This window comes from Paenibacillus sp. NPDC058177, from assembly GCF_042883835.1.
In the GTDB taxonomy this organism is placed as follows: domain Bacteria; phylum Bacillota; class Bacilli; order Paenibacillales; family Paenibacillaceae; genus Paenibacillus_AQ; species Paenibacillus_AQ agri.
In genome coordinates this window covers 1832399-1856306 of sequence record NZ_JBHVVB010000001.1, presented here as the reverse complement: position 1 = coordinate 1856306, position 23908 = coordinate 1832399, and the positions used below count along the sequence as shown (strand labels likewise).

The following is a 23908-nucleotide window of genomic DNA, read 5'->3' as shown; positions in this document are numbered from 1 at the left end:
GATTTTTTGTGAAGCTAAAAAAAGTTTCGATTCGAAATTACAGAAGATTCTTAGATACATCGCTATCATTGGCTGATGACGTCACTTTGTTGGCTGGTGCTAACAACAGTGGAAAAACATCTTTAATTGAGCTTTTTGAAAATATCCTAAATACCGCGAAAACGGAATATTGTGTTTCTGATATACCTGTGACTCTCTCAAAAGAATGGGTTGATCAGGCTTATTCTATTTTTATTAATCATTTTGAAAAAAATGAAGATAGAGAGAAGACAATTCAAGCAATAGTAAATGATCTTTTTTGTTTAGATGCAATTCCAGGGAAAGAGAAAATCCTTATTTCACCTACAGTAGTTCAAATAAGGATTGATTATGAAGTCGATGAAGATATAAGAAATTTTGCTGATTATATTATGGATTTCGATCCTGACCAATGTTCTATATATTTTGAATACTCATTTGAGGTTACTTCTACTACTTTTAGCCAGTCACTGGACAAGGACTACGAAAAGTTGAGAAGCAGATATGAAAAGCTCTCTGGAGAAAGGGATCAAATTACAAAGGTTGGATTTTTTAAAGAAAAAATATTAGGTACATACGTTTCTAGTATTATTGAGAAGTGTTATTTTTCTGATATGCAATTTCAAAATAAAAATGAGATGGAACTTTCTCATTTTCGTAAGTTATTCAATCTATATAATATTTATGCGGGGAGACCATTAGAGGATCAGAATATAGGTCACTCAAAAAGCATTAGCAAAAATGTACTTGATCTTGCACATCATGATGATGCATGGAAAGCATTTCTAGGAGCATTACCAGATAAGATACTTCAACCAATTGAAGAACTAGGGATAACAGACATTGTAAGAAAGGTTTCGGTGGATGGACTTACCGAAACAATTTCATCAATAGCACAGGCTAATGGGGGGAATACAGGAAGTATAATGCTTGATTTAGAGATATCAGAGGAAACGATTAGCTCTCTTATAAACCAAATTACTCATGCCAAGTATGATCTAGAGGGGCATTATCTCAATGAAACATCACAAGGATTGGGATACAGTAATATGATCTTTATTCTGTTGCAGCTTGAAAGATACAAACGGAATATCGATCCATTGCTAGTTAATGTTTTTATTATTGAAGAGCCTGAATCACACATGCATCCACAAATGCAAAATGTTTTTGGGAAATTTCTGAAAAAATACTATCAAGAAAAAAAGATACAAGGGATAATAACCACTCATTCTAGCGAGATGGTCAGAGTAACTGAGATGAAAAATCTTAGAGTTGCAAGACCAATAACTCCTTTCGTAAGTTATATTTTTGATTTTTCATCTTTTAAAGAAAGTGTGAGTCAAGACCCTGTTCTTGATAATTTTTATGATTGGTTTTATGAAATTGGATTCTCTGATATAGTTTTTGCTGATAGAGTCATTATTTATGAAGGTGACACCGAGAGAATGCTAATTAGAAAACTCTTTACGTTAGATGAGTTTACAGTATTAAACCAACTATATATTGCATTTGTTCAAGTTGGAGGGGCATATGCACACAACTATAGAACGCTCATAGAGTTTATGGGAATAAAAACACTTATATTGACGGATCTTGATTATGATAAATCGGTAAAAACCGAAAGTCTCATAAGAGCTTCAGGAACAACGAATGCAACAATTAATAATTTTTACAAAGTAACATATCCTGAAGCCACACCAACTGTAGCAGATTTGTACGAGTGGAAAAAAAATGAGGAGAACATATTATTTGAGGGTTGTGCATATCTAAATTATCAAGGGGAAAAGGACAGCTTTGCTCGTACGTTAGAGGAAGCGATGCTTGCTAAGTATTATAAACTAACGGCATTTGAAGAAAAAAGTCGGGCAGATTGGATTAAATTAAGAAATGATACTAAGTTGAAGTTTACTGTTCCTCAAGAACAGGGACAATATACAATCAGGGATATTGTTGATCATAGTTCAAAAGGAAAAACGGATTTTATGTACTCAGTAATCCTAAACAATTTAACTAAAGATATGTTGCCAGATTATATTGAGGAGGGGCTGGCATGGTTGAAGAAACAGTAGAAAATATCTATTTAGTTAATGCCCCGGCTGGTAGTGGGAAGACAACAACAATTAAATCAATGATTTTTAAGCATCTAGTTGAATATCCCAACGACAATATTCTTTGTATAACATACACAAACAGGGCTGCAGAAGAACTGGGCAAGGATATGGATAGTAAAAAAGTTCATTTTTCAACGATTCATTCTTTTTTGCACAATTTTTTAAAAATTTATTTTTCACATGAACAGATAGTCAATTTGTACTTTGAGATATACGGTCCTGAAATAATGAGGAGAATTTCCAATGAAGATGGAGATGCAACGATAATCAGAAGTAATGAGAGATACATTGAGAAAAACGGTAGTTTGTCATTTGATGTTATTAAGGCAAATCTTAAGACCATACACTACAATGAGTCTCAATTTAACTCTTTATTTTATGGTGGTTTATCTCATGATGATTTAATAACGTTTTCTAAATCAGTTTTCGAGAAGTTTCCTGTGATTAACAGAAGATTGACGAAAAAATATCAACTTATTTTCATTGATGAGTATCAAGACTCTTCCGCAAATGTATTAAAATTATTTTATCAAGCAGTTCATGCTACATCGACAGAGCTATATTTTTTGGGGGATAAAATGCAACAAATATATAGGAATTATGATGGATCATTCGAGGATAAACTATTAACCCTAAACAAATCAGTCAAATTGAACACAAATTATAGATCAGTGCCTTCAGTTATTAATATCTTAAACAAATTGTATAATAATAGCTTATACAAGCAAGAGCCTGCAGAAAAAAATTTGAATACATCAGTTGATCACTTGCCTAGAATTGTTCTATGTGATGATATGTCGGAGAAGCTTAGGTTAGAGAAACAGAATTACCCTGATGCATTATTATTGTTCTTGCTTAATCAAAAACGATTTGACTCTATTGGAGCAGGGGATCTTTATAGAAAATACAACAATATGGAACGATATTCATTTATACAACAATATAGCGCTGTTGATGTGCTTATAAATGATTCGCAGGATAATCCAGATATTTTAGTTAAATTATTGTTCATGGTTAACCAAATTGCAGAGGATTATGGTGCCAAGAGCTTAGGGAATATAGTTCAGTTGTTCAAAAGGAATCCTAAGATATTTAATGATAGCGTATTTACAGTAAAAAAACATGAAGATAAGCGTAGACTGGATAATTTCTTACGAAAAATTTCGGAGGTATATAATGATACTGAAAGAGTTTATAGCATAAAATCAGTATTAAATGTTCTTTTGGAAACTGAACTGGTTAGACCAGAGTATATAAGCTCTATTATTGATGACGAAAACTACTCTTTAGTTTTAGATGTCAAACTAGAAGAGTTTCGGTTTCTTGCTCAATATTTAAAAACACCAAATGTATCAACACAACATGGCGTAAAGGGAGAGAGTCATGACACAGTTTTTTTTATAGCAGAGGATAATAATAACAAGCCATTAGTTCATATGTATAGGTTCTTTAAAATGTGGAGCAGTACGGAAGTGTCACTTAATGATTTTGAGTCCTTCTATTACGAATATGTTGAGTGGATAAATGAGACAATTTCTTACTTAGGGTTTAAATTATCTGAAATTAATAGTGCATTGCATAAAAAACACCAAGAATATCTAGAATCAAGAATTAATCAACTACTGAAGCACTTTGAAAATAATGAGTATTTTCAAAGTTTATGTGCTAGTGAATATAAAACATATTTAGATAATTCTATTGTTACAACAGCAAAAAAGTGTTTTAAAGAAAGCCAAGTATATGGCCCATTAAGTGCTTATCGTTTGTTTTATGTAGGTTGCTCCCGTGCACGTCGAAATTTGTCAATATTTATTGACAAATCTAAAATTGAAGGGTTTTCTTCTCAACTAATGAAGAAGTTTAATGAGACAGGATTTGAAATCATGGAATAAACAAATTGAATTTTTGTTCTCAAAAACACAAGAGAGTGTCCTTCACCGGACGCTCTCTTTTTATATAGATATCCATTATGAGCCGATTGCCCTGAAATTCAACACAGTCGGCTTTTTAACGTTGAAGGAAGACAACAATCGGAGTATACAGAGGGTGGACAACTAAATAACTAAGCTACAAATGGATATTGCAATTGAGATGCTAAGGATACACACAACGAGAAAAGTAGTTGATATTACTGGGATTAGAAGAGAGTACTCTTAAAAGAGAGATCCGAAGAAGAGGGTTACCGTAAAGCTACATCTAAACTTTAGCCCAGCTAAAACTATTAGAAAGTATAAGAATATTATCATTAGTTCAGCAAACATATGCTCTCTCTTTATAGTATACTGGAAACATAATGCAGTTGAGAGGTGGATTTAAATTGATTAGAACAGTAGCTGATCTATTGAATTCTCTTATGACCAAGGAGAAAGAATTATTGAAAAAATACAGCATAATTAAGCATGGTCCTACAATTGGCGGTATGTACGAAGGACTTACAGCGAGTCTCCTGAATAAAGCTATATTTGAAGGATTAGATATACGAATTGTGTCTGGCAAAATACGAAATGAAGAAGGCACCTTTAGTAATGAAATAGACTGTATGATAGTAGAGGGAGAAGGCGAAGCCATACCGTATACAGGCAAGTTTATATATGATCTCTCTCAAGTAATTGCAGTTCTAGAAGTTGAAAAAAACTTGTATCAAGATGACCTAATAGATGCCTACAATAAAATGAAGCAAATATACTCAATTACTGACCCTAGCAATGAATTGCTAAATATGAAGGCGTTTAGAGATGCATTTAGACATATAGTACAGAAAGAACTTCCTGACTATGAAGAAGTGACAGAACTGCCTTTGCATGAACAAATGATTTATCACAGTTTGTTAATAGAAGAAATGATGCCGGTTAGAATAGTATTTGGCTATTATGGATATTCGTCTGAATTTGCCCTAAGAGAAGCGTTTAATAAATATATAGAAAAAAACTCAGGTATTAGGGGATTTAGTCCAACTATCTTTCCCGATCTTATTATATGTAATAACAGTGTTTTAGCAAAGTTGGATGCTATGCCTTATATAAGTCCTCTGGATAGGGAAGGTAACTGGAATTTCTATGGTTCAACAACACATAATCCGTTTTTAATACTTCTAGAGTTTATTTGGACAAAGCTGAGCTATAGATACAACCTTAGCGATGATATCTTTGGCGAAGATCTTGATTTTGAAGCTTTCCATCCTTTTCTGCGGACTAAGGCCAAAAGAAGCGATGATAAAATAGGTTGGGAGACAAATTATATTTATATCCCGAAAGAAGGACTAGATCATGAGCCTTTATTTTGGGAGTGGAAGCCCGCGGAACTTGACGAGGTAGAATGGTTCATAATCAATTGGCTTTGCTTACATCAAGAGCTTAATACAGAGGAACTGGGATTCCAAAAATGGTTGGATCAAAAATGCGCAAAACTAGAAGATCTAATTAAGAGTCTGTCTGAAAAGAGACTGACTTCTTTTGAAAAAAATACATTTCATTTGTTGACTGATCAGTGTGAAGTTGTTACTGTTAACGGTAAGTGGTATGCTGCCGAAAATAAATCAGGTAGACTGACCAACTGGGTTAAAAAGATGATGCAAGGTAGTGATGAATAAACTGTATTTGTGTATAAACAACACTATCTAGGTAATAAAGACTGAGACTTTTTATTGCTGAGATACCAATCCAGCCTATAGATTCTTTGTAAAAGTTAAGACAATTCAGAAACCGAAGAGATTTTATTCAAGAGCAGGTTGAACTCCTTGGTGAGTTATATCCTGCTCTTTTTGGTAATACTGCAATGTAGAATTGGTCATAATGGGTTGACAATCAACTATAAAATAAGCTCTAACTTTACAAATTAAAATAAATATAACCATAACTAGACAAAAACATAGTTTTGGTATATCTTAGTAGTGAGGACATCAACGAGGGGGGGAATTTTTATGAGTATGGATATATATCAAAAATGTATGCTTCTTTTAGAGCAGAGAACAGTTATATGTGAAGGTATTAAAGCAGGATTTAAGAGACATCAGCTATACCTAGAACTATTTTCAGATATAGAAACAGATACTTCGAATCCCAAAAACCGTTATGACCTTGTTAACACGGAAGTAATTAATTCTATTAAGAAACATTCGCACCTGCAAATCGAGATTGAGAAGAAAAAGTCTGGATTCCATCCTTACATAGTATTAAGAGAAAAGCTAAGGAATATATCTGTTCTTGTCTTACCATTAGCAACTAAAAAAGACATGTTTGACAGTGCTAGTACCTACAGAATGAATTTTTCTGTCTCTAATATCCCAAGGTTAATTGAGGAAGGATTACCTGAAGATTCTCCGGATATTGATATTCAATACCAGCGGGCAATACATCCGTTGGGTACGGAGAATTATCCCTTTGGGCTAATTGTTGTATATGATCCTCATGATGGTTCAATCAGAGAAGGTGCGTTACTGCCTGATCATACGGACTGGATATTTTTAGAGGATACTACGAGTATGGTATTAAGTAATAGTTTAGACAATGTTAAGCCGATTAATGTTTATGAGAACAGTGACGATATCAAGATACCGTTTAAGGAGAAAGCGCATCAAACTGACGAGGATATCCCTCTAAAGCTGAAATTTGATCCGTCAGTATGAAAGTAGGAAAGTATTATGATTAAAGAAGATCAGAGAATCATCCCAGCTAGACTTAAAGAGGCTCGTTTAGTAAGAGGCCTAAGTATTAATGAACTCGCGTCTAGAGTAGGCCTTTCTAAACAAGCTATATCTCAATACGAGCTGGGAGAAAACGAACCAAAACCTGGTACGATGATGGGGATTATACGGGAGTTGGATTTCCCTAAGAGTTTTTTCTATAAGACTTATGAAGAACATATCATAGGTAATACTTTCTTTAGGGCATCTGCAGCAGCAACGAAAAAAAACAAGGAAATTCAATACAATAAATCAAAGCTTGCAGGATATATATATGATTATCTGCAAAAGTACATTGAATTCCCTGAGCTGAACTTACCTGATCTATCTTCATTTGATCAAGCTGATTGGGATGATGATTCTATAGAGATTCTCACGGAGAATGTCAGACAGTTTTGGGGACTTGGAGAAAATCCTATCAATAATATAGTTAATCTTATGGAACGAAACGGTATTGTTGTTTTTTCTATTGATATGGAGAGTTTGAAAGTAGACGCGTTCTGTCAATCCAGAAAAGGGCGTCCATATATTTTCTTAGGGAATGATAAGGAGTCTGCTGCAAGAAGACAATTTGATGCGGCTCATGAAATTGGCCATCGCTTGATGCACAATCATATTCACAACCAGGATATCCTCTCAAGAGAGGAATTCAAGATCATTGAGAATCAGGCGAATCGCTTTGCATCAGCATTACTATTACCTGCAAAGGCATTTGCAAAGACAGTTACTTCTACAAAGTTGATTCACTTTATAGAGTTGAAAAAATATTGGAAAGTATCAATCGCAGCTATGTTATATCGAGCTCAAGAATTAGGGATAATTGATCAGAGCAGATATACTTCTTTATTGAAGCAAATGTCCATTCACAAGATGAGATCAAAAGAACCGTTAGATGATGTGATTCCGATTCCTAAGCCTATTCTGTTGAATAAAGGCATAAAGATGTTACTACAGGATAATTTTAAAAATGAGCTGCAAATTATCAATGAAAGTGGTATACCGCGAGAGTTTATCGAAATGCTTTGTACCATGGATAAAGGTTCACTTAAACTTAAGGAGATCGAGCCTACGCTTAGACTGATTGTTAACAATCAAAAAGATGCATAAACTTCTTAGAGTCTGAAAAAAACTCGGAGGTTTATGTGCATATTGATTTTTACTGGTAGAGCTTCTTGCTATATCCAACTAGAGGCTTCCTGCTTTTTGGTATTAAGCGGGTGTAGGCATCCCCTGAATTTTAACTGAACATGAATATTTAAGAGAGCGTCCCTAGCTGGGCGCTTCTTTATATAAAAATATTCTTTAACAGCCGATTGCCTGAATTATAGCGCAATCGGCTTTTTTTCGTTGAAGGGAGGAAAACGAATGAAAAAGGTAGTCGCCCTTGCTCTATTGTAAAATAATGCATAATTCATCAAGTTGAAAAGGTGCGAAATTCCATAATAACTCGAAAACCACCAATAAATTAACTAAGGAGAAGTCAACGTATCTGTGCAAAACGCACATAAACCGGTGAACTGATCCCTTGGTCAGAAGCAGCTCTTGAAAACAATCCCACAACCTGGTCATATCTATTAAATATAGCTAATTATTAACCCACACGAACCTATCATTGATGAGATGTTTGCGTGAATCAATCATTCAAAGAAGCTTCTGCTGATGTTTTGGTGGGAGTTTTTTTGTTAAATCATGGAATTAACGATAGTAATATTCTACCACTTCATTGTATGATAAGACTGTAGTTTATAGGGAGGTTTGGTCGAATTATATTTGAATGTTAAGGGGAAACCGGTAATTTCACAAACTTCGTGAACATTACGTTATACGACATACTAACAAGTAAAGGAATGCAGAAAATGAGTTACTTTGGGATACAATTACCTGTTGTGATTTTGGCAATAATAACAGCGTTTGTTGGTTATCAATTTAATTATCGAGCGAAAAAGAAAGAGACTTATCTAAAGGAATTATCGCAGAGTTATCATGAAGTTTATTCCCCTATGTTTATTCGACTGAAAAAAATTGTTGATGAAAAAGAGCAAAGTAAGAAAAACAATCTTTTAGCTGATTTCTTTAATTATTATCAACAAAATGAATCTAAGATACGGTTTATTGGTTCAAGCTTTAACTTAGAGGCATACTTTAAGTTAGAATTAAGTTACTTTGAAAATCTGAATAATCCAGGAAGAGTTAGTGAAAAAGCATTATTTGATAGTTTAAATGGATTCTATGTCAGTATAGAAAATGAATTCTGGGAAGCACATGATACTATTTACGAAGATCATTTACAATTTAGAAGTTTGAACAAGAAGAATATTTTCTTCAGATTAATAATTGAACTGTTTATTTTAATGCATAACTTATCAACATTCATATTTTCACTTACAGGTTTATATCTTTATGCCTCAGTGTGGAACGAATATATTCAAAAAATTCCTAGCGAAGAGATATCCCAATGGTTAAATGTACCATTTTCAATATTTACTGTTCTTATGTCAATTGTTTTATACTCATTTACAAAGATGTTATATGTTTCAGTTAAGAAGGAAAACAAAAGAAGTAATAGTTCAATGAAAAGAATTTTTAGGAAAATCAGGTCTAAATTTCATTTTTGCAACTCATAGAAGCTTAGTACGTCGTATAATATTATATCCACGCTTCGGGCCTAACTGTTCTTGGTCCGTGAGAAGTAATTAGGAGTGTAAGCATATTGATGAGTTGAAGAAGTGGTTACCATTTGCTCAGAAAGAGCAATCAGAAGAAAATATTGAAGTAAAGTGAGAAACTCACATGAAATTTTTGAAGCGAGAGGACTTGAGACTTCTTATTTTTTCTCAAAGACACCAATCAATTTATTGGTTCTTCAGGTTTACATAATCCCAAAGAATAGGAAACGAAGTTCAAAACGAGATAAAGCTTAGAAAAAAAGATAAATTAATGATGTATAAGGACTTGTATCAAGATTGTATGAGCATTTTTTAAGTTGCTCTGGAAGTTGGAGACATCAGTTAACATCGTATTTACGCTTCGGGCTACGCCTATGGTTCGCAAGAAGTGGTAGGCCTAGAAGCTGAATCAGCTCACAACCCTGCGAGGCTAAGTCCGTCGGACCCGGCGCGGTGCGCCTTAAGCCTCTCGGGTTCGTAGATACAAAAACGTTATACGAAACTTCTGAAAGATCTTTTTATCATATCCCTCTTAAAATCAAATTACGATATAGGAGCAATTCGATGAATAAAAAAATTTTAGAAACTATAATTTCTTCACTATTATTAGGGGCAGGATCACTAATAATTAATTTGTTTTTTAGTTATTTGTTTGTAGACAAAGGTGTTGTACGAATTGGTGAACCAATAGAAGTAGGACAAAATCAGTTTCAAATTTCGATTTCTATATTAAATTCAAGCGATAAAAATATTAACAACATTGAAGTTAATTTACCATTGAATATTGAAAAAAAAGATATTATTTCTTCTCAACCAATTGTAATTAACAGAGTCAATGCTAATTACGGAATTAACAAGGGCTCAATCTTTAATATTCCTGATATTTTAGGAAATCAGAAATTAACGATGGTTGTTACAAGCTCTAAAATTATTTATAGTGATCAAGTGAAGATAAATAAAAATGGTAATAATATAGAGGTTGAATACTTCGATAAAGTCACAAGTCCGTTCAAAAAAAATATTACTAGTTTGGTGATTAACTCACTAATGTTTGTAGTTTTACTTATTGTAGCCAATTATTTAATAGACAGAAGAAGTCAAAAAAGAATAGAAGAATACAGAGAGATGGCAAATAAAAGAGAAAATGATTTGCAAGAGTACATTAAAATAATTAATGATGGACATGAAAAATTGAATAAGGATCGAGAGGAAATTAGTAAAGAAGTAGATAAACTACACGAAAAAATAAAAGAGATAACGTATAACAATACTAAATGGAGAATATTGTACTCTTCTAGGTTGAATGATTTTAGAAAAGAATTGACTTTCTGGAAAGATACAGTTAGGAGAGTTCTTTATAAAACAGGGGAAAACAACATTGATTCTCAAGAATTATTTAATATAGTTACAACAACTCTTCAAACATATCAAACTAAAGTGAATGCAGAGGATGATTATGAAACTCTAAAAGTAATGTCAAAAATGTTTGAAGAGAAAGTATAAATTTATATTAGACAATGGCTAACTATAAATGAAACTTATTTGTCAGTAATTCAAAGAGGTTAGAAGCAACGCATAACACTTCATTCACTCATCAGGGCTATCGCCCTTTGGTTGTCAGATGCATAACGATCGAAGAAGCTCCGACAACAAATGACCCAGCCTAAGATAAGAGCTATCTAAGGCTGGGTCATTTCGTGAATACGAGAAGTTGGACGAAATTTCTGATGTAAATTAAAAGTCTAACACTTCAAAAACGAGGTGTTTTAACTGGAACTAAGTATTCGTTCTCCACTGAAAGAGACAAAAAAACTGTATAGATATTTGACTTTTAATCAATTTGTTTCTTTGGTTGAACAAAAGAAATTTTACCTGGCTAGAGTTCAAAAATGGGATGACACTTGGGAATTACCCAGTTTTTCAATACCTACAAAACTAAAATCAGGTGAAATTACATACCATAGTAATATGGGTGGAAAATATTTGTATGGCTTATGCTGGACTCAATTAGGTGAGTCTGATGCAATGTGGAGAATCTATGCTCCACAAAAAGATGGAGTAATGAATTAAATTTCAAAACCCTAGAACAATTTTCAAGTGGTATATTTCAACTGTTTACTACTATAATAAACCATTCCTTTCTATTAGCTACAGCTATTCATTGACCCACACATACTCTTAGAGAAATATTTTCGTGATATTAAATGAAGCGGACGATTTTGGCCTGATTTTTGATGATTTCAAGTCCAATAGTAACTTGGTAAAAGAGGGACTAGTAGGAGAAGCTAAGAGTTATCTGATACCGCAGAGAGAAATGGTTGATTACGCCTTAGTGTGGATGAATCGGAATAGAAGATAAGTCCTTTTGAAAAAAGCCTACTTATAAGAAACTCCAATTATATAGACTCTTTCTAAAATCAGCTGAAAATGCACGCACAGAGCGGAGGGTCGGGGGGATTCTGGAGAAGCGAAGCGTTCGCCTTTAAAGCCCGATTACAACCTTTAACTCCTTTTACAATCCAGTAATCGGGCTTTAACAGCGATCGTAAGAACCCCCCGAACCCGCAGCGGCCTCATCCAGCGCCAACAGCTAATTTTAACTTTGACCCATTTTTAAATACTTAAAATTGTAACAATTATAGGGGCCGTATAGCCCTTTCGAGTCATGCTGACAACATCCTTGTGGTGCTATGGTAGATATTAAGGTTTTTGGGAGGGGACAGCCACGTATAAACGAATCAAGCTGATGATCTTGCTGCTTCCGACACTCATGGTCGGGGTCTGGGAGGTTGTCCGCCATCAATTTCTGATGGAATATATCTCTATGGATATGGGGAATTACTTGACACCGGTGCTTGTGTTTCTGCTAAGCATCGTGCTGCTTGTACCGCTGTTCTCGATCATGGAGCGGGGGCAGCAGGAGCTGGAGCAGGAGCGTGCGGTCAAGAACGCCATGGAGGCGCGGGAAAGATTGGCCAAGGAGCTGCATGACGGAATGGCGCAATCGCTGTTTCTGCTGTCGGTCAAAATCGACCGGTTGGAGAACAACCGTAAGAATGGTGAGGTCAGCGAGGACAGTGTGCGTCAGATTACGAAGACGGTACATGAAGTGGACCGCTACGTCCGTCAGGCGATAGCCAATCTCAAAATTCCAGTATCAGACCAGGTTCCATTCTCGCTGGAGCAATCCGTCAAAGGCCAGCTGGAGCAAATTGCAGGCGAGGTAATGATCGACGTCTCTCTGGATTGGACGTTACCGGATCTGGCGTTCACTGCCAAAGAAAAAGCCGAGCTGCTGTCATGCATCCGCGAAGCCATCATTAATGTACGGAAGCATACACGGGCAGCCAGGGTGTCGATCTCCGGCGAGGGCGACAAGGACCATTGGCGAGTGACGGTGATCGACGACGGCGAAGGTTTCCGGCATAACCCGTTTGAGGTGAGCGGTAGCTATGGTCTCCAGATTATGAAGGAACGTGCTGAAGGCATGGGCTGGGGACTGCGGGTAGATTCAGGAGACGAGGGAACCGTGGTGGAGATTACCAAAGGGGGCGTTCCGGTATGAAGCGATTCCGGGTTCTGATCGTAGATGACCATGCTCATGCGCGTGAAGCGATGAGTGAGATTTTATCCATGGATGACAGCTTTGAAGTCATAGGGGTGGTGGCGAGCGGGGCGGAAGCCATAGCTTTTACAGAGCAGTGGATGCCTGACCTCATCCTGATTGATATTCAGATGCCGGAGATGGACGGGCTGGAGACTACCCGGCGCATTAAACAGGGATATCCTTATGTGAAAATCGTGATTGTCACCGTCTCGGATGAAATCTCCTATCTGTTCGAAGCCTTGAAGCAGGGCGCACAGGGATATTTGCTGAAAAATCTCGCTCCGTCAACTTGGATTCAATATTTGCACTCCATTATGCATGAAGAGGTCCCGCTCAGCCGGGAGCTGGCCGTGCAGATCCTTAAGGAGTTTGCTGTTCCCTCTGTGATAGAGGAGAGAGAGGCATTAACCGCACGGGAGAAGGAGATACTAGACTGTGTATCATCCGGTTCCACGAACAGGGAGATCGGTGTCATTCTGGGCATATCGGAGCATACGGTGAAGAACCACTTGAAGAATATTTTGCAAAAGCTTCAGCTGCAGAACCGGACCCAGTTGACCAGATACGCATTAGAGCAGGGACTGGCATCACGATCCTTGCAATTCCCCAAAGAAAAATTATAAATATCACACGATTTAGAAGAGAGGCTACTATGAAAAATCTTTATCGCAAACTAATGACTTTGATCGCACCATCTGTCGCACTTGTACTGCTCTTCGCAGCTGTAGCGAGCGCGCATGTTACTGTTTCCCCATCCCAGTCGGGCGTAGGCGCATGGGAGACTTACACCTTAAAGGTACCTGTAGAGAAGGATTCACCTACCGTGCAGATCGATCTGCGTATGCCGGCAGGCGTGGAATTTAAGCAATATGAGGCCACTCCAGGCTGGAAAGTAACCATTGACGGCAATAAAGTGAGCTGGATCGCTACAGGAGACGGTATTCAGTCCGGACAGTTCCAGCGCTTCACGTTTACCGCCAAAAATCCGGATCAGGCTGGAAAAGTAGCTTGGGATGCTTATCAGCATTATGCAGATGGGTCCCTTGTACAATGGTCCGGTGAAGAAGGTAGCGAGAGCCCACACTCCATTACGGAAATCTCCGGTACTGCTGCGGCAGGCGGCCATTCCCACGGTATGGACATGGATATGGGAGAGGGTACGGATACAGCTACATCGTCTTCTACTTCTCCAGTTGGTTATATTGCGCTAATCGCTTCTATTTTGGCCTTGATCCTGGCAGTCATTGGACTGTTTAGACGCCGCCAAGCATAAGCATACGCTTTTCGATAACAATCTTTGTATATCCTATAAACCCTGATGCCCGAGCTGGCGTCAGGGTTTATTTTAATTTTATTTATTAAATAAAAACTCCTCTTAAATTAAGATCAATTTCTTCCGATAAAAATGAGAGAAATAGCATAAAAATGTATGCATAATTGAACAAGAGGGAGTTTAACCAAAGTGAACCAGTTAAAAAAAGGGGTCTTCACCATCAGAAACATGTCTCTTCGGATCAAACTTCCTGCACTGATCACCGGGTTGGTCATCATCGCCATGTTCGCACTGTCGATGGCCGTGTACAGTTTGGGATCTAACTTACTGCTGAAGAAAAGCAAGGATGAAATTATTGCCAGCGCCGATCGCATCGGGGAAGGACTATGGACAGCTGCTCAATTGCAGAAGCAGGCTTCGTACCTGATCTCGACGGACAGTCTCCTAGGTGATCTTCTGAAACTCAGAGCATCGGGTACCTTGTCAGACACGGAGTTTTTCTCTGACAAGAACACGCTATTGACTTCTGCCAATGAGAAATTGATAAAGATCCAGAAGGAAACTACGGGCAACCAGTCCTTGATTCTATTGGATGCCAAAGGAATTATGGTCGCTGGGAACAACACGGAATTGATTGGCAGCAACTTATCAGAGCGGGAGTATTACCAGAAGGCCATTACAGGTGAGGCATTTATCAGTGATGCGATCAAGTCTAAGAGCTCGGGCCAGATCGTGATTGTCTTCTCCCAGCCGGTTAAGGGACCAGACGGGAAGGTGATTGGTGTCTACGCATCCACGGTTGCGTCCGATTTCTTCACGGAGAAGCTCGGCAAGATTCAAATCAACGGGGAAGGCCGGATTGAAATTGTTAGCCGCAGTGGTATAGAGCTATATAACTCCAAGGATGAGTCACTGGTCGGAACCAAGATCGAAGGTATTGAAGATCTGTTGAAAATCAAGTCCGAGGGCGATATCGCTACAGGTATAATTGATGACGATAATGGTGAATATGTCCGCTATAACAAAATTCCGGATTCGGATTGGATAGTAGCCGTTATCGACACGTATAAAGATATTAAGAAACCGATTGAATTGATGTTGAATCAGCTGATCATAGTAACGGCTTTTGCGATTCTACTGACTATAATTTGCGGACTTCTGATTTCCCGCGCGATCACGAAACCGATTTTCCAACTCACCAAGCTGTTCCGTCAGCTATCTTCCGGTGACTTGTCGGTAACGGCAACGGGGCGCTACGATAGTGAATTTAGAGAACTCGCGGACAGCTTCAATGAAATGGTACGGCAGAACAAGGAATTGATCTCCAATATGAACATTTCGATAAATGTATTGAATGAAAGTACCGAGGATCTGGACAATGCCTCCAGACAGGCGGCGCAGTCTATTTCCGAGACGACTTCTACATCGACGGAAATTGCCAAGGCGATGGAATCGCAAGCCAATGATACCGAACTGATCGTGGATAAGTTTGTCAGCTTTGGTGACAAATTCGTCTCTATGAATGAAAAAGCTCAATCGGCTAAAGACCGGGCGGATGAAATCGTGGAAGTCTTCCATACCAGCAATCAGGTGGTAGAGGAGCTGGGCAAGATCAGTGAGAAGAATGGAACTGAAGTGCAAAAAATCTCGGTCATCACCCTGAAGCTGCAAGAAAGCTCTAATAACATCAGTAAAATTACCGGTGCGATCAATAATATCGCCAAACAGACCAATCTGCTTGCTTTGAATGCGTCCATCGAGGCTGCCAGAGCCGGAGAGTTCGGCCGAGGGTTCTCTGTCGTGGCTGCCGAGATTCGCAAGCTCGCGGAACAGAGTACCAGACAGGCAAGCGAAATTAACGAAATTATCGGACAGAACCTGGCGTTCGTGGAAGAGAATCATCAAAGTGTACAAGAAATTAAAGACATCACTGCCCTGCAAGATGAATATGTGGGTAGAACCAGAGAAGCTTTCCATACCGTGTATAAGAATGTACAAGATATCAATGCACAAATCATTGGAATGGCGGATGAAGTAACCCGTATGCAGCAGGATAAAGAAGAAATGCTGGAATCCTCGCAGAACCTGTCTGCTTCCGGTGAAGAAGTCTCTGCCTCTGTCCAGGAAGTGACAGCAACGATGCATGATCAGTCCGCGATGGTGCAGCAGCTTGCCGAAATGGTAGAAACCATTGACCTGCTGACCAAGGATCTGGCGAAGTCGTCAGCCAGGTTCAAGACGGAATAAGGAAATAGGGATCAGCTAAAAATCGATGCCTATAAGCCGTTGAACGAGCATGGCATGAAATAGATTGAATTTAAAACCTGCCAAGAGAGATCCCTGAATCCGCCTTACGTAGGAACGCAAAAAAACAAAAGGACCCATTAGGGTCCTTTTGTCATACATGCACCTATTTCAGCACAAACTGCGCGGTCACCGGATTATGGTCACTATTCGCAAAATTCAGCTCCTGGCCATGGACTGCAGTTACCTCTACGTTCGGTGAGACGAGAAAACCGTCAATGACGGCCCGGAAGTTCACGCCTTCGCTGTAAGAGACATCGAGGGTGCGGACAGAAGGGATTGCTGGATCAACCGCCCAATGAAAGCCTTGAGGAAGGAAGTCTGCTGGAAAAGGCTGAAGCCATGCCGGCCATCCCTGGGTGGTCTCGAACAGCTTTGAATCTGTGCCGGGCAAGGTATGATTCCAGTCCCCGCCGATGATAAGATAATTGCCGTGTTGGCTTTCTTTTTCGATATAAGCATTAAGATACTCTAACTGCTGCTTACGGATGTGGCCACCCTTGTCATAAGCGGACAGATGAGCATTGAGCAGTACTAATTCTTTGCCATTGTCCACTGGGAACCTGCTCTCAATGAACGCACGATCCAGCTCAAATAGCTGATAAGGCCAGCTTTCTTTGCCGGGCAGATCATAACGGAGATGACTGCTGGTTTTGGGCTTGGCCAAAGTTACCAACCCACTCTGTACGGAACCCATCGGATGAAGGACCGGAAGCGGAACCCACGGCGTTTTATAATTCAAAGCAAAGACATGGCTGTAATCCGGCATTTCTGAGGTAATATGGGAGACTTCGTCCACCTTGTAGCTTCTGGAAGACTTCACGTCCACTTCTTGCAGCAGGTAGATATCCGAAGTCGAATTCTTCAGAAAAGACGTGATTTCTTCAAGATTATTCACCGTTTGGGTCTTACTGCTGGAGCGGGCCATGCTGCCGCCGTCCATAAAGAAATCCTGACCTGCGTCCAGTCCGGCGTAACCGATATTAAAGGTGGTTACCTGTAAAGGCTGCCCTTGCTGTAGCACAGCTCCATTGTTGTTGTAGACGGTGAGCGGTGTAACTTCGGCGGGCTTGTAATCGGTTACCGTAACATAGACCAGAAAACAGCCAAGCGCCAACACGAGGGCAAGGCAGAGCCCTCCTATGATTTTGAATATACTGATCCCCATTTCATCTCTCCCTTTACCTTTGAATGTAACATATAGGGAGTAGTGGGGGCTAGATGATTCTATATTTACAAGGTTTGGCCGCTATCGGCGGTGATGATCTGTCCGGTCATCGCTTCCTGCTCCAGAGCGGCGCAGATCAAGGTGGATATATCCCCGGGCTCCGCGATACGCTGCAGGAGGAGGTTGGGAGCTAGCTTCTGCATTTGGTCTTCCCGCCCATTCCACCACCTTGTTGCGACAGCTCCCGGCACGACGCAGTTGACACGAATATGAGGGGAAAGGGCTCGGGCCAGAGACTTGGTCAGCCCATGTACGGCCGCCTTAGATACGGCATAAGGCAGAGAGGACCCCAGGCCGGTCTCACCGGCGATGCTGCCGAGATTGACGATGGCGCCCTGGCCGTTTTTCACCATATAAGTGGACACTGCTCTGGCACAGAAGAACATGCTTTTGACATTGGTGTCGTAGAGTTCGTCCCATACCTCCTCGGTAGCGGCTTCCAGATCTGTAAATGGAATATGCCTAGTGATTCCGGCGTTGTTGACGAGAAGATCAACGGTCCCGAACCGCTCAACGACATCTGCTACCATACCCCGTACTTCCTGATCACTCGCGACGTTGGCCTGTATGGTATAAGATTGACCGCCCTGGCCGGTAATCAATTGTACAGTCTCCTCGGCTTCAGCCTTGGAGCGGCTATAATTGACGGCAACCTTTGCGCCGCGTCGTGCCAGTTCCAGACAGGTGGCCCTGCCGATCCCCGTTCCGCCTCCGGTTACAATAGCTATTTTATTTGTTAATTCCATGTTGGGTTCTCTCCTTGTTATTGTTGTAGATACATATGATTTTATAACTGAGATGAGATTATGTATAATTGAATAATATGAATAGTTCGTTCATTTTTATTGAATTTATTACAGTGGAATTGCGAGGGAGCCTGATGGATCTTAAAGCGTACAAAACCTTTCAGAAGATTGTCAGCACCGGGAGCTTCAATCGTGCAGCCGAGGAGCTGAATTATGCCCAATCGACGGTCACCATGCAAATACAGAAGCTGGAGGCGGAGCTGGGTGTACAGCTGCTTGAACGCGGCAAACAGATTGTACTGACCGAGGCGGGGCGGCTATTCCATGAACAAGAACGGCAGATTCTTAAGGATATAGAGCGGCTGGAAAGCGACTTGGCGGAACTGCATACCGGCGATGCCGGGAGCGTACGGATAGGCGTTACAGACCCGACAGCTACCTACCGGCTGCCGGGTCTGCTGAAGACTTTTCTTAACCGCTACCCAAGGGTGGAGATAGAGGTGGAAATCGCCGGAACACAGGCGCTGAGTGAGCGACTGCTGCGAGGGGAGCTGGATTGGGCGTTGTGTTCTGCCCCGGAGCTGGGCACCGGACTTTATTTTGAGCCGCTGTTCGCAGAGCGATTCTTGCTGCTCCTGCCGGAAGGACATCCTTTGGCTGCCAGTCCGCGCATTACCCCGGAAGACCTCCGGGAACACCGTATTCTGATTACTGCAACCCATTGCCCTTACCGTAAAAAGCTGGAGAGTGTCCTGCAGGAATTCGGCGGCTCCCCACTGCATACGATGGTCATCGGCAGCATGGTCGCGCTTAAAGATTATGTTGCTGCTGGTCTTGGCATCGCTCTCGTGCCGGCGGTAATGCTCAATCCGGTGCCGCCTGGCACGGTGTCCCGGCAACTTGCAGGAACCCCCATCGATATGAGCTGCGGAATTCTGTGTAAGACCGCAGAATATCCATTGGTACGGTCCAGCGCCAAGCTATACCATTTTTTACGTCAAGAGCTGATGGAGCAGCCTGCATCTTCTTGATTGGTGGAAGATTGCAGCTGGTTTTTATTTACATATAGTTCCCGATGCTCTATTGTTCAGATAGGAGGGATGAATATGAACGAGTTTGATCGGCCTTACACGGGAAGAAGCACTAAAAGAGGCGGGGCGGGAAGATTTTTTTTATTCCTTATTGTGTTGTTAGTTGCTTTGTTAGCTACGAATCCTGGTAAAGAGGATTTTGTGGACTATGCCATCAAAAATATAAGCGAAGAGAGCGGCGGCAAACTGGGAGCGGGAATCGCTAATATGATCGGCAAGCCTGTGCTTAACTCGGTCACAGAACGGGAGAACTACATTTTGTTCTCTATTTTCAAGCTGCCTGTCTTGGATGGCTCTAATAACTATTTGGGGATATTCAAATTAATCTTCATCAAATTGTAACGATGCCCCTGGATATTATTGAGGAAAACGAAGAGGGGGAGCAAGAGGAATGAAGCTATTTCAACTGAAGTCAGGAGAAGCAGGGAAGCAGTGGCTGAAGGGGTTTTTAGAAGATCATTATGTATGCATCGGTTATCCGGGTCTTGGTGATCTGGAGGGGATCGACCGGGATGAGCTGGATGGAAGACTAGAGCAGGCATACGGATATCAGGGGCAGGAGCTGGCGGGGCATGCTGAGGTCGTCAACCTATTTGTCCATTCGATGCAGGATGGAGATTATCTGCTTCTTGCGGACGGAGACTGGGTACATCTTGGCGATCTTGGCGACTACTTTTATGATGAACGATTTGATATAGAGGGAGATGGCAGATGCCACCGGCGCGGGGTAACCTGGCTGACCAGTATTCCATACGCAGCTTTGAATTCTGTTGTAAAAGCACTGCTCGCTGAAGAGGCAACAGTCTCGATGTTCCAGGAACCGATTGCCGCAGCGCGTCTGGATCTTTGGATCAGGGACAGAGAGATGTCTGGCAATCTCCTGAATATAGGCGTTCGTGTGGATGAAGAGACAGTGGCTGAAGCGCTTGATATTCTGAAAAAAGCATTGAAAAGTCCTGATGCGGAGCGGCGTGAACGGGCAGCCATTGCAATATTACAATATGCCAAGTGAAATATTACTATATCGTAAATGAAGCGATTTCATAATATAATGGAGGTTGATTGATTACTAGCGCAACATCTACGGAGGGTATAATGGGAATTCAATATCTTGCAGAAGAACGTATTTTTCATCTACAGAGTAAAGAAACCAGCTATGTCATTCAACTTCTCCACACCGGAATCCCGGCGCATGTGTATTGGGGCCGCAAGATTCGTTCCGGTGCATTGTCATCTATTCTGAAGCGCACTGAGCGTTGTTCTTTCTCACCAAGTCCGTTCCCGGACGATATGACGCTTTCATATGATACGCTTGCTCAGGAATATCCGTCATACGGAGTGGGCGATTTCCGCAATCCGGCCTATCAGATTCAGGCGGAGAATGGAACTACTGCTTCTGAAGCTCTATATGATAAACACCGTATTTATAAAGGGAAGCCTGCCCTGGAAGGACTCCCGGCTACGTATACAGAACATGAAGATGAAGCTGAGACCTTGGAGCTTGAATTGGTAGACGCCGTTGCAGGACTCCGCATTATTTTATCCTACACAGTATTTGAGGAATTGAACGCGGTTACTCGTTCTGTTCGTTTTGTGAATGAAGGACAAGCATCCCTCAAGCTGCTACGCGGATATAGTATGAGCGTAGATTTCCGTTCTTCGGATTACGAATTGCTGCATTTGTCCGGAACATGGACACGTGAGCGGTATATAGAGCGCAGAGCGCTTGCTTCCGGCATGCAGGGAGTAGAGAGCCGCAGAGGATCGAGCAGCCATAACCAAAATCCATTCGTAGCCTTGCTGTCCCATGGTGCAGATGAGGACCACGGTGAAGTGTACGGTGTCAGCCTGGTATACAGTGGCAGCTTCTCCGCGCAGGTAGAAGTGGACTCTTACAAGACGACCCGTTTGTCTATGGGGATTAATTCTTTCGATTTCAACTGGTTGCTGGAAGCCGGACAGTCATTCCAGACTCCGGAAGCCGTGCTGGTATTTTCTCCAGATGGCATCGGAGCGATGTCCAGAACCTATCATAAATTGTATCGTACCCGCTTGGCCCGCGGTATTTACCGTGATCGCACCCGTCCGGTGCTGGTTAACAACTGGGAAGCAACTTATTTCGACTTCAATGCGGAGAAGATCGAGAACATCGCGCGTGCTGGTGCTGAACTGGGAATCGAGTTGTTCGTATTGGACGACGGCTGGTTTGGACACCGTGATAATGACCGCAGCTCGCTCGGCGACTGGTTCGTTGACCGGAAGAAGCTGCCGGAAGGTCTCGGAGATCTGGCAGAGCGCGTGAATAAGCTGGACATGCAATTCGGCCTCTGGTTCGAGCCGGAGATGATCTCCCCGGACAGCGAACTGTACCGTGAGCATCCAGAATGGTGCCTGCATGTGCCGGATCGTCGCCGTACCCTGGGCCGTACCCAATTGGTGCTGGACTTCTCCCGTGAGGATGTTTGCCAGGCCATTGGCGACCAGATCGTGGAAGTGCTGCGCAGCGCACCGATCACCTATGTTAAATGGGACATGAACCGCAATATGACCGAGATTGGCTCGGCGTTGCTGCCACCGGAAAGACAACGTGAGACCGCGCACCGTTATATGCTGGGTCTGTACGGAATGCTGGAGCGGATTACTTCTGAATTCCCAAATATTCTGTTCGAGAGCTGCTCCGGCGGTGGCGGACGTTTTGACCCGGGGATGCTGTATTACATGCCGCAAACCTGGACAAGCGACAATACAGATGCCGTCAGCAGACTAAAAATCCAGTACGGAACTAGCATCGTCTACCCGATTAGCTCCATGGGCAGCCACGTCTCTGCGGTTCCGAACCATCAGGTGCACCGCTCTACTTCCCTGGAAATGCGCGGGCATATCGCGATGTCCGGAAACTTCGGGTATGAGCTGGATCTGACCCAGTTTACTGAAGAAGAGAAGGCTGCTGTGAAGGAACAAGTGGCGCTCTACAAAGAGCTGCGTTCCCTGGTTCAATTCGGCGAGCAGTACAGATTGCTGAGTCCTTTTGAAGGCAATGAGACCGCCTGGATGATTGCTGCTGAGGACAAATCCGAAGCTGTAGTGGTGTATGCGCGTGTACTTGCCGAGCCGAATGATCCGCTTCATTATCTGCGCCTGAAGGGACTTGATCCTGAGGCTGATTATGAGTGGGTTGAAGGCGGAGGCGTATATGGCGGGGATCTGCTTATGTATGCCGGATTGCCACTGCCTGATCTTCAAGGAGACTTCCAAAGCGTGCTCTGGCGTTTTAAAAAAGTTCAAGAGTAATTTGATATAGCCAAACTTTATGTGAGGCTCCAAAAAGATGACTTCCGATATTTCGGAAGTCATCTTTTTATATCTGCCGGCCCTTCCCCGGTACGGTTTCCACTTGAAGCTATAGGGTCGTACCTTGCTGGCGTCAGTTCAAATTAAGCTAATTCAGAATAATTAAAGTATAAATGGGCTAAAGCTGTTATTATTTTTATAAACCTTAAAGTTGTACCAGAACATTGGGCTTTAACAGCGCTCGTAAGAACTCTTCGAACCTGTAGTGGTGCAAGAAACAGAAAGGATGTTTGGGATTGGGGAAAAGAGAAGATATCACCGATGCCACGCTGGATTTGATTGATGAGCTTGGATTGCAGTCGGTTACCATTGCTCAGATCTTGAAAAAGGCGAAGGTTGGCTCGGGTACGCTATTTAATTATTTTCGAACCAAGGACGAGCTCGTTCACGAAGTATACAGGCTGGCAAGAAATAAGATGGGCTATAGTCTGCTGGAGGGCTATGACTCCACTGCCAGTCTGTATGAGCGGTTTACCAGTCTTCATCGGAATCGAATACGCTTTGGAATGAAATACCGCAAGGAATTTCTGTTCAGTGACAGCTATTCCTTTTCGCCATATATACCACCGGAATTACGTAATATGGATGAGTCGGGTGAGATCCAGGAGATCATGTCCGTCTTGTCCGAAGGACAGAAACAAGGTCTGATCCGGGATATGGATGCCAAGCTGTGTCATCAGATTACCTATGGAATTGTAGCTTCGGTATTAAAGGGCTACTATATTCAAAAATACGAATTGGATGAAAAGAGGGAAAAGGAGACGCTGGAAGCTTGCTGGAAAGCGATTAAGCTGTGACCCAGCGTCTGAAGTCAATAAAACCCGCAGAACAG

20 protein-coding genes are annotated in these 23908 nt (G+C 41.3%); 18 read left to right on the top strand and 2 right to left on the bottom strand.

Going from position 1 to position 23908, the window contains the following annotated elements; translation table 11 throughout:
• Positions 1–8 precede the first annotated feature (8 nt).
• The 13 genes from ACFVU8_RS08800 (at position 9) to ACFVU8_RS08740 (ending at position 16603) form a co-directional block, all read left to right on the top strand.
• Entirely contained in the window at positions 9–2087 is a 2079-nt protein-coding gene (locus tag ACFVU8_RS08800; RefSeq protein WP_387426829.1) for an ATP-dependent nuclease, read from the top strand.
• Positions 2069–4021, top strand: a complete 1953-nt coding sequence (locus ACFVU8_RS08795; RefSeq protein WP_387426828.1) for a UvrD-helicase domain-containing protein — start codon at positions 2069–2071, stop codon at positions 4019–4021. Before ACFVU8_RS08800 ends, ACFVU8_RS08795 begins: the two co-directional genes overlap by 19 nt.
• Before the next feature lie 425 nt (positions 4022–4446).
• Positions 4447–5718, top strand: coding sequence for a DUF6602 domain-containing protein (locus tag ACFVU8_RS08790; RefSeq protein WP_387426826.1), 1272 nt, complete (start codon positions 4447–4449; stop codon positions 5716–5718).
• 330 nt (positions 5719–6048) lie between these two features.
• Positions 6049–6753 carry a hypothetical protein gene (locus ACFVU8_RS08785; protein WP_387426825.1) on the top strand — a complete coding sequence of 235 codons (705 nt, stop codon included), beginning with the start codon at positions 6049–6051 and terminating at the stop codon, positions 6751–6753.
• Between the two features lie 15 nt (positions 6754–6768).
• Positions 6769–7917: a helix-turn-helix domain-containing protein gene (locus ACFVU8_RS08780; RefSeq protein ID WP_387426824.1), complete on the top strand. Its 1149-nt coding sequence runs from the start codon at positions 6769–6771 to the stop codon at positions 7915–7917.
• A 749-nt stretch (positions 7918–8666) separates the two neighbouring features.
• Positions 8667–9434, top strand: coding sequence for a hypothetical protein (locus ACFVU8_RS08775; RefSeq protein ID WP_387426822.1), 768 nt, complete (start codon positions 8667–8669; stop codon positions 9432–9434).
• A gap of 606 nt (positions 9435–10040) precedes the next feature.
• A complete protein-coding gene (locus tag ACFVU8_RS08770; RefSeq protein WP_387426820.1) occupies positions 10041–10979 on the top strand; it encodes a hypothetical protein in 939 nt (312 codons plus the stop codon).
• Positions 10980–11300: 321 nt separating this feature from the next.
• Positions 11301–11546: a hypothetical protein gene (locus tag ACFVU8_RS08765; RefSeq protein WP_387426818.1), complete on the top strand. Its 246-nt coding sequence runs from the start codon at positions 11301–11303 to the stop codon at positions 11544–11546.
• A 124-nt stretch (positions 11547–11670) separates the two neighbouring features.
• On the top strand, positions 11671–11835 hold the full coding sequence (locus tag ACFVU8_RS08760) for an AAC(3) family N-acetyltransferase (protein ID WP_387426817.1): 165 nt from the start codon (positions 11671–11673) through the stop codon (positions 11833–11835).
• Positions 11836–12222: 387 nt separating this feature from the next.
• A complete protein-coding gene (locus ACFVU8_RS08755; protein ID WP_387426815.1) occupies positions 12223–13041 on the top strand; it encodes a sensor histidine kinase in 819 nt (272 codons plus the stop codon).
• The gene (locus ACFVU8_RS08750) at positions 13038–13706 is read left to right on the top strand and encodes a response regulator (RefSeq protein WP_175374482.1); all 669 of its coding nucleotides are present in this window, start codon (positions 13038–13040) and stop codon (positions 13704–13706) included. The genes ACFVU8_RS08755 and ACFVU8_RS08750 overlap by 4 nt, the downstream gene beginning before the upstream one ends.
• A gap of 29 nt (positions 13707–13735) precedes the next feature.
• Positions 13736–14356, top strand: a complete 621-nt coding sequence (locus ACFVU8_RS08745) for a YcnI family copper-binding membrane protein (protein ID WP_387426813.1) — start codon at positions 13736–13738, stop codon at positions 14354–14356.
• Positions 14357–14545: 189 nt separating this feature from the next.
• Entirely contained in the window at positions 14546–16603 is a 2058-nt protein-coding gene (locus ACFVU8_RS08740) for a methyl-accepting chemotaxis protein (protein ID WP_387426812.1), read from the top strand.
• Positions 16604–16766: 163 nt separating this feature from the next.
• On the opposite strand, the gene ACFVU8_RS08735 is transcribed toward ACFVU8_RS08740, so the two are convergent.
• Together ACFVU8_RS08735 and ACFVU8_RS08730 are read right to left on the bottom strand one after the other, a co-directional pair.
• Entirely contained in the window at positions 16767–17828 is a 1062-nt protein-coding gene (locus ACFVU8_RS08735; RefSeq protein ID WP_387426810.1) for an endonuclease/exonuclease/phosphatase family protein, read from the bottom strand.
• Positions 17829–17893: 65 nt separating this feature from the next.
• Positions 17894–18634, bottom strand: a complete 741-nt coding sequence (locus ACFVU8_RS08730; RefSeq protein WP_387426808.1) for an SDR family NAD(P)-dependent oxidoreductase — start codon at positions 18632–18634, stop codon at positions 17894–17896.
• Between the two features lie 134 nt (positions 18635–18768).
• On the opposite strand from ACFVU8_RS08730, the gene ACFVU8_RS08725 reads away from it, so the two are divergent.
• The 5 genes from ACFVU8_RS08725 to ACFVU8_RS08705 all read left to right on the top strand — a co-directional run bounded on the left by ACFVU8_RS08725 (position 18769) and on the right by ACFVU8_RS08705 (position 23873).
• On the top strand, positions 18769–19665 hold the full coding sequence (locus tag ACFVU8_RS08725) for a LysR family transcriptional regulator (RefSeq protein WP_387426807.1): 897 nt from the start codon (positions 18769–18771) through the stop codon (positions 19663–19665).
• 75 nt (positions 19666–19740) lie between these two features.
• A complete protein-coding gene (locus ACFVU8_RS08720) occupies positions 19741–20067 on the top strand; it encodes a hypothetical protein (protein ID WP_379466283.1) in 327 nt (108 codons plus the stop codon).
• A 49-nt stretch (positions 20068–20116) separates the two neighbouring features.
• The gene (locus ACFVU8_RS08715) at positions 20117–20737 is read left to right on the top strand and encodes a hypothetical protein (protein ID WP_387426805.1); all 621 of its coding nucleotides are present in this window, start codon (positions 20117–20119) and stop codon (positions 20735–20737) included.
• Between the two features lie 83 nt (positions 20738–20820).
• A complete protein-coding gene (locus tag ACFVU8_RS08710; RefSeq protein ID WP_387426803.1) occupies positions 20821–23016 on the top strand; it encodes an alpha-galactosidase in 2196 nt (731 codons plus the stop codon).
• Positions 23017–23312: 296 nt separating this feature from the next.
• Positions 23313–23873 carry a TetR/AcrR family transcriptional regulator gene (locus ACFVU8_RS08705; RefSeq protein ID WP_175374489.1) on the top strand — a complete coding sequence of 187 codons (561 nt, stop codon included), beginning with the start codon at positions 23313–23315 and terminating at the stop codon, positions 23871–23873.
• The last annotated feature ends 35 nt before the right edge of the window (positions 23874–23908 follow it).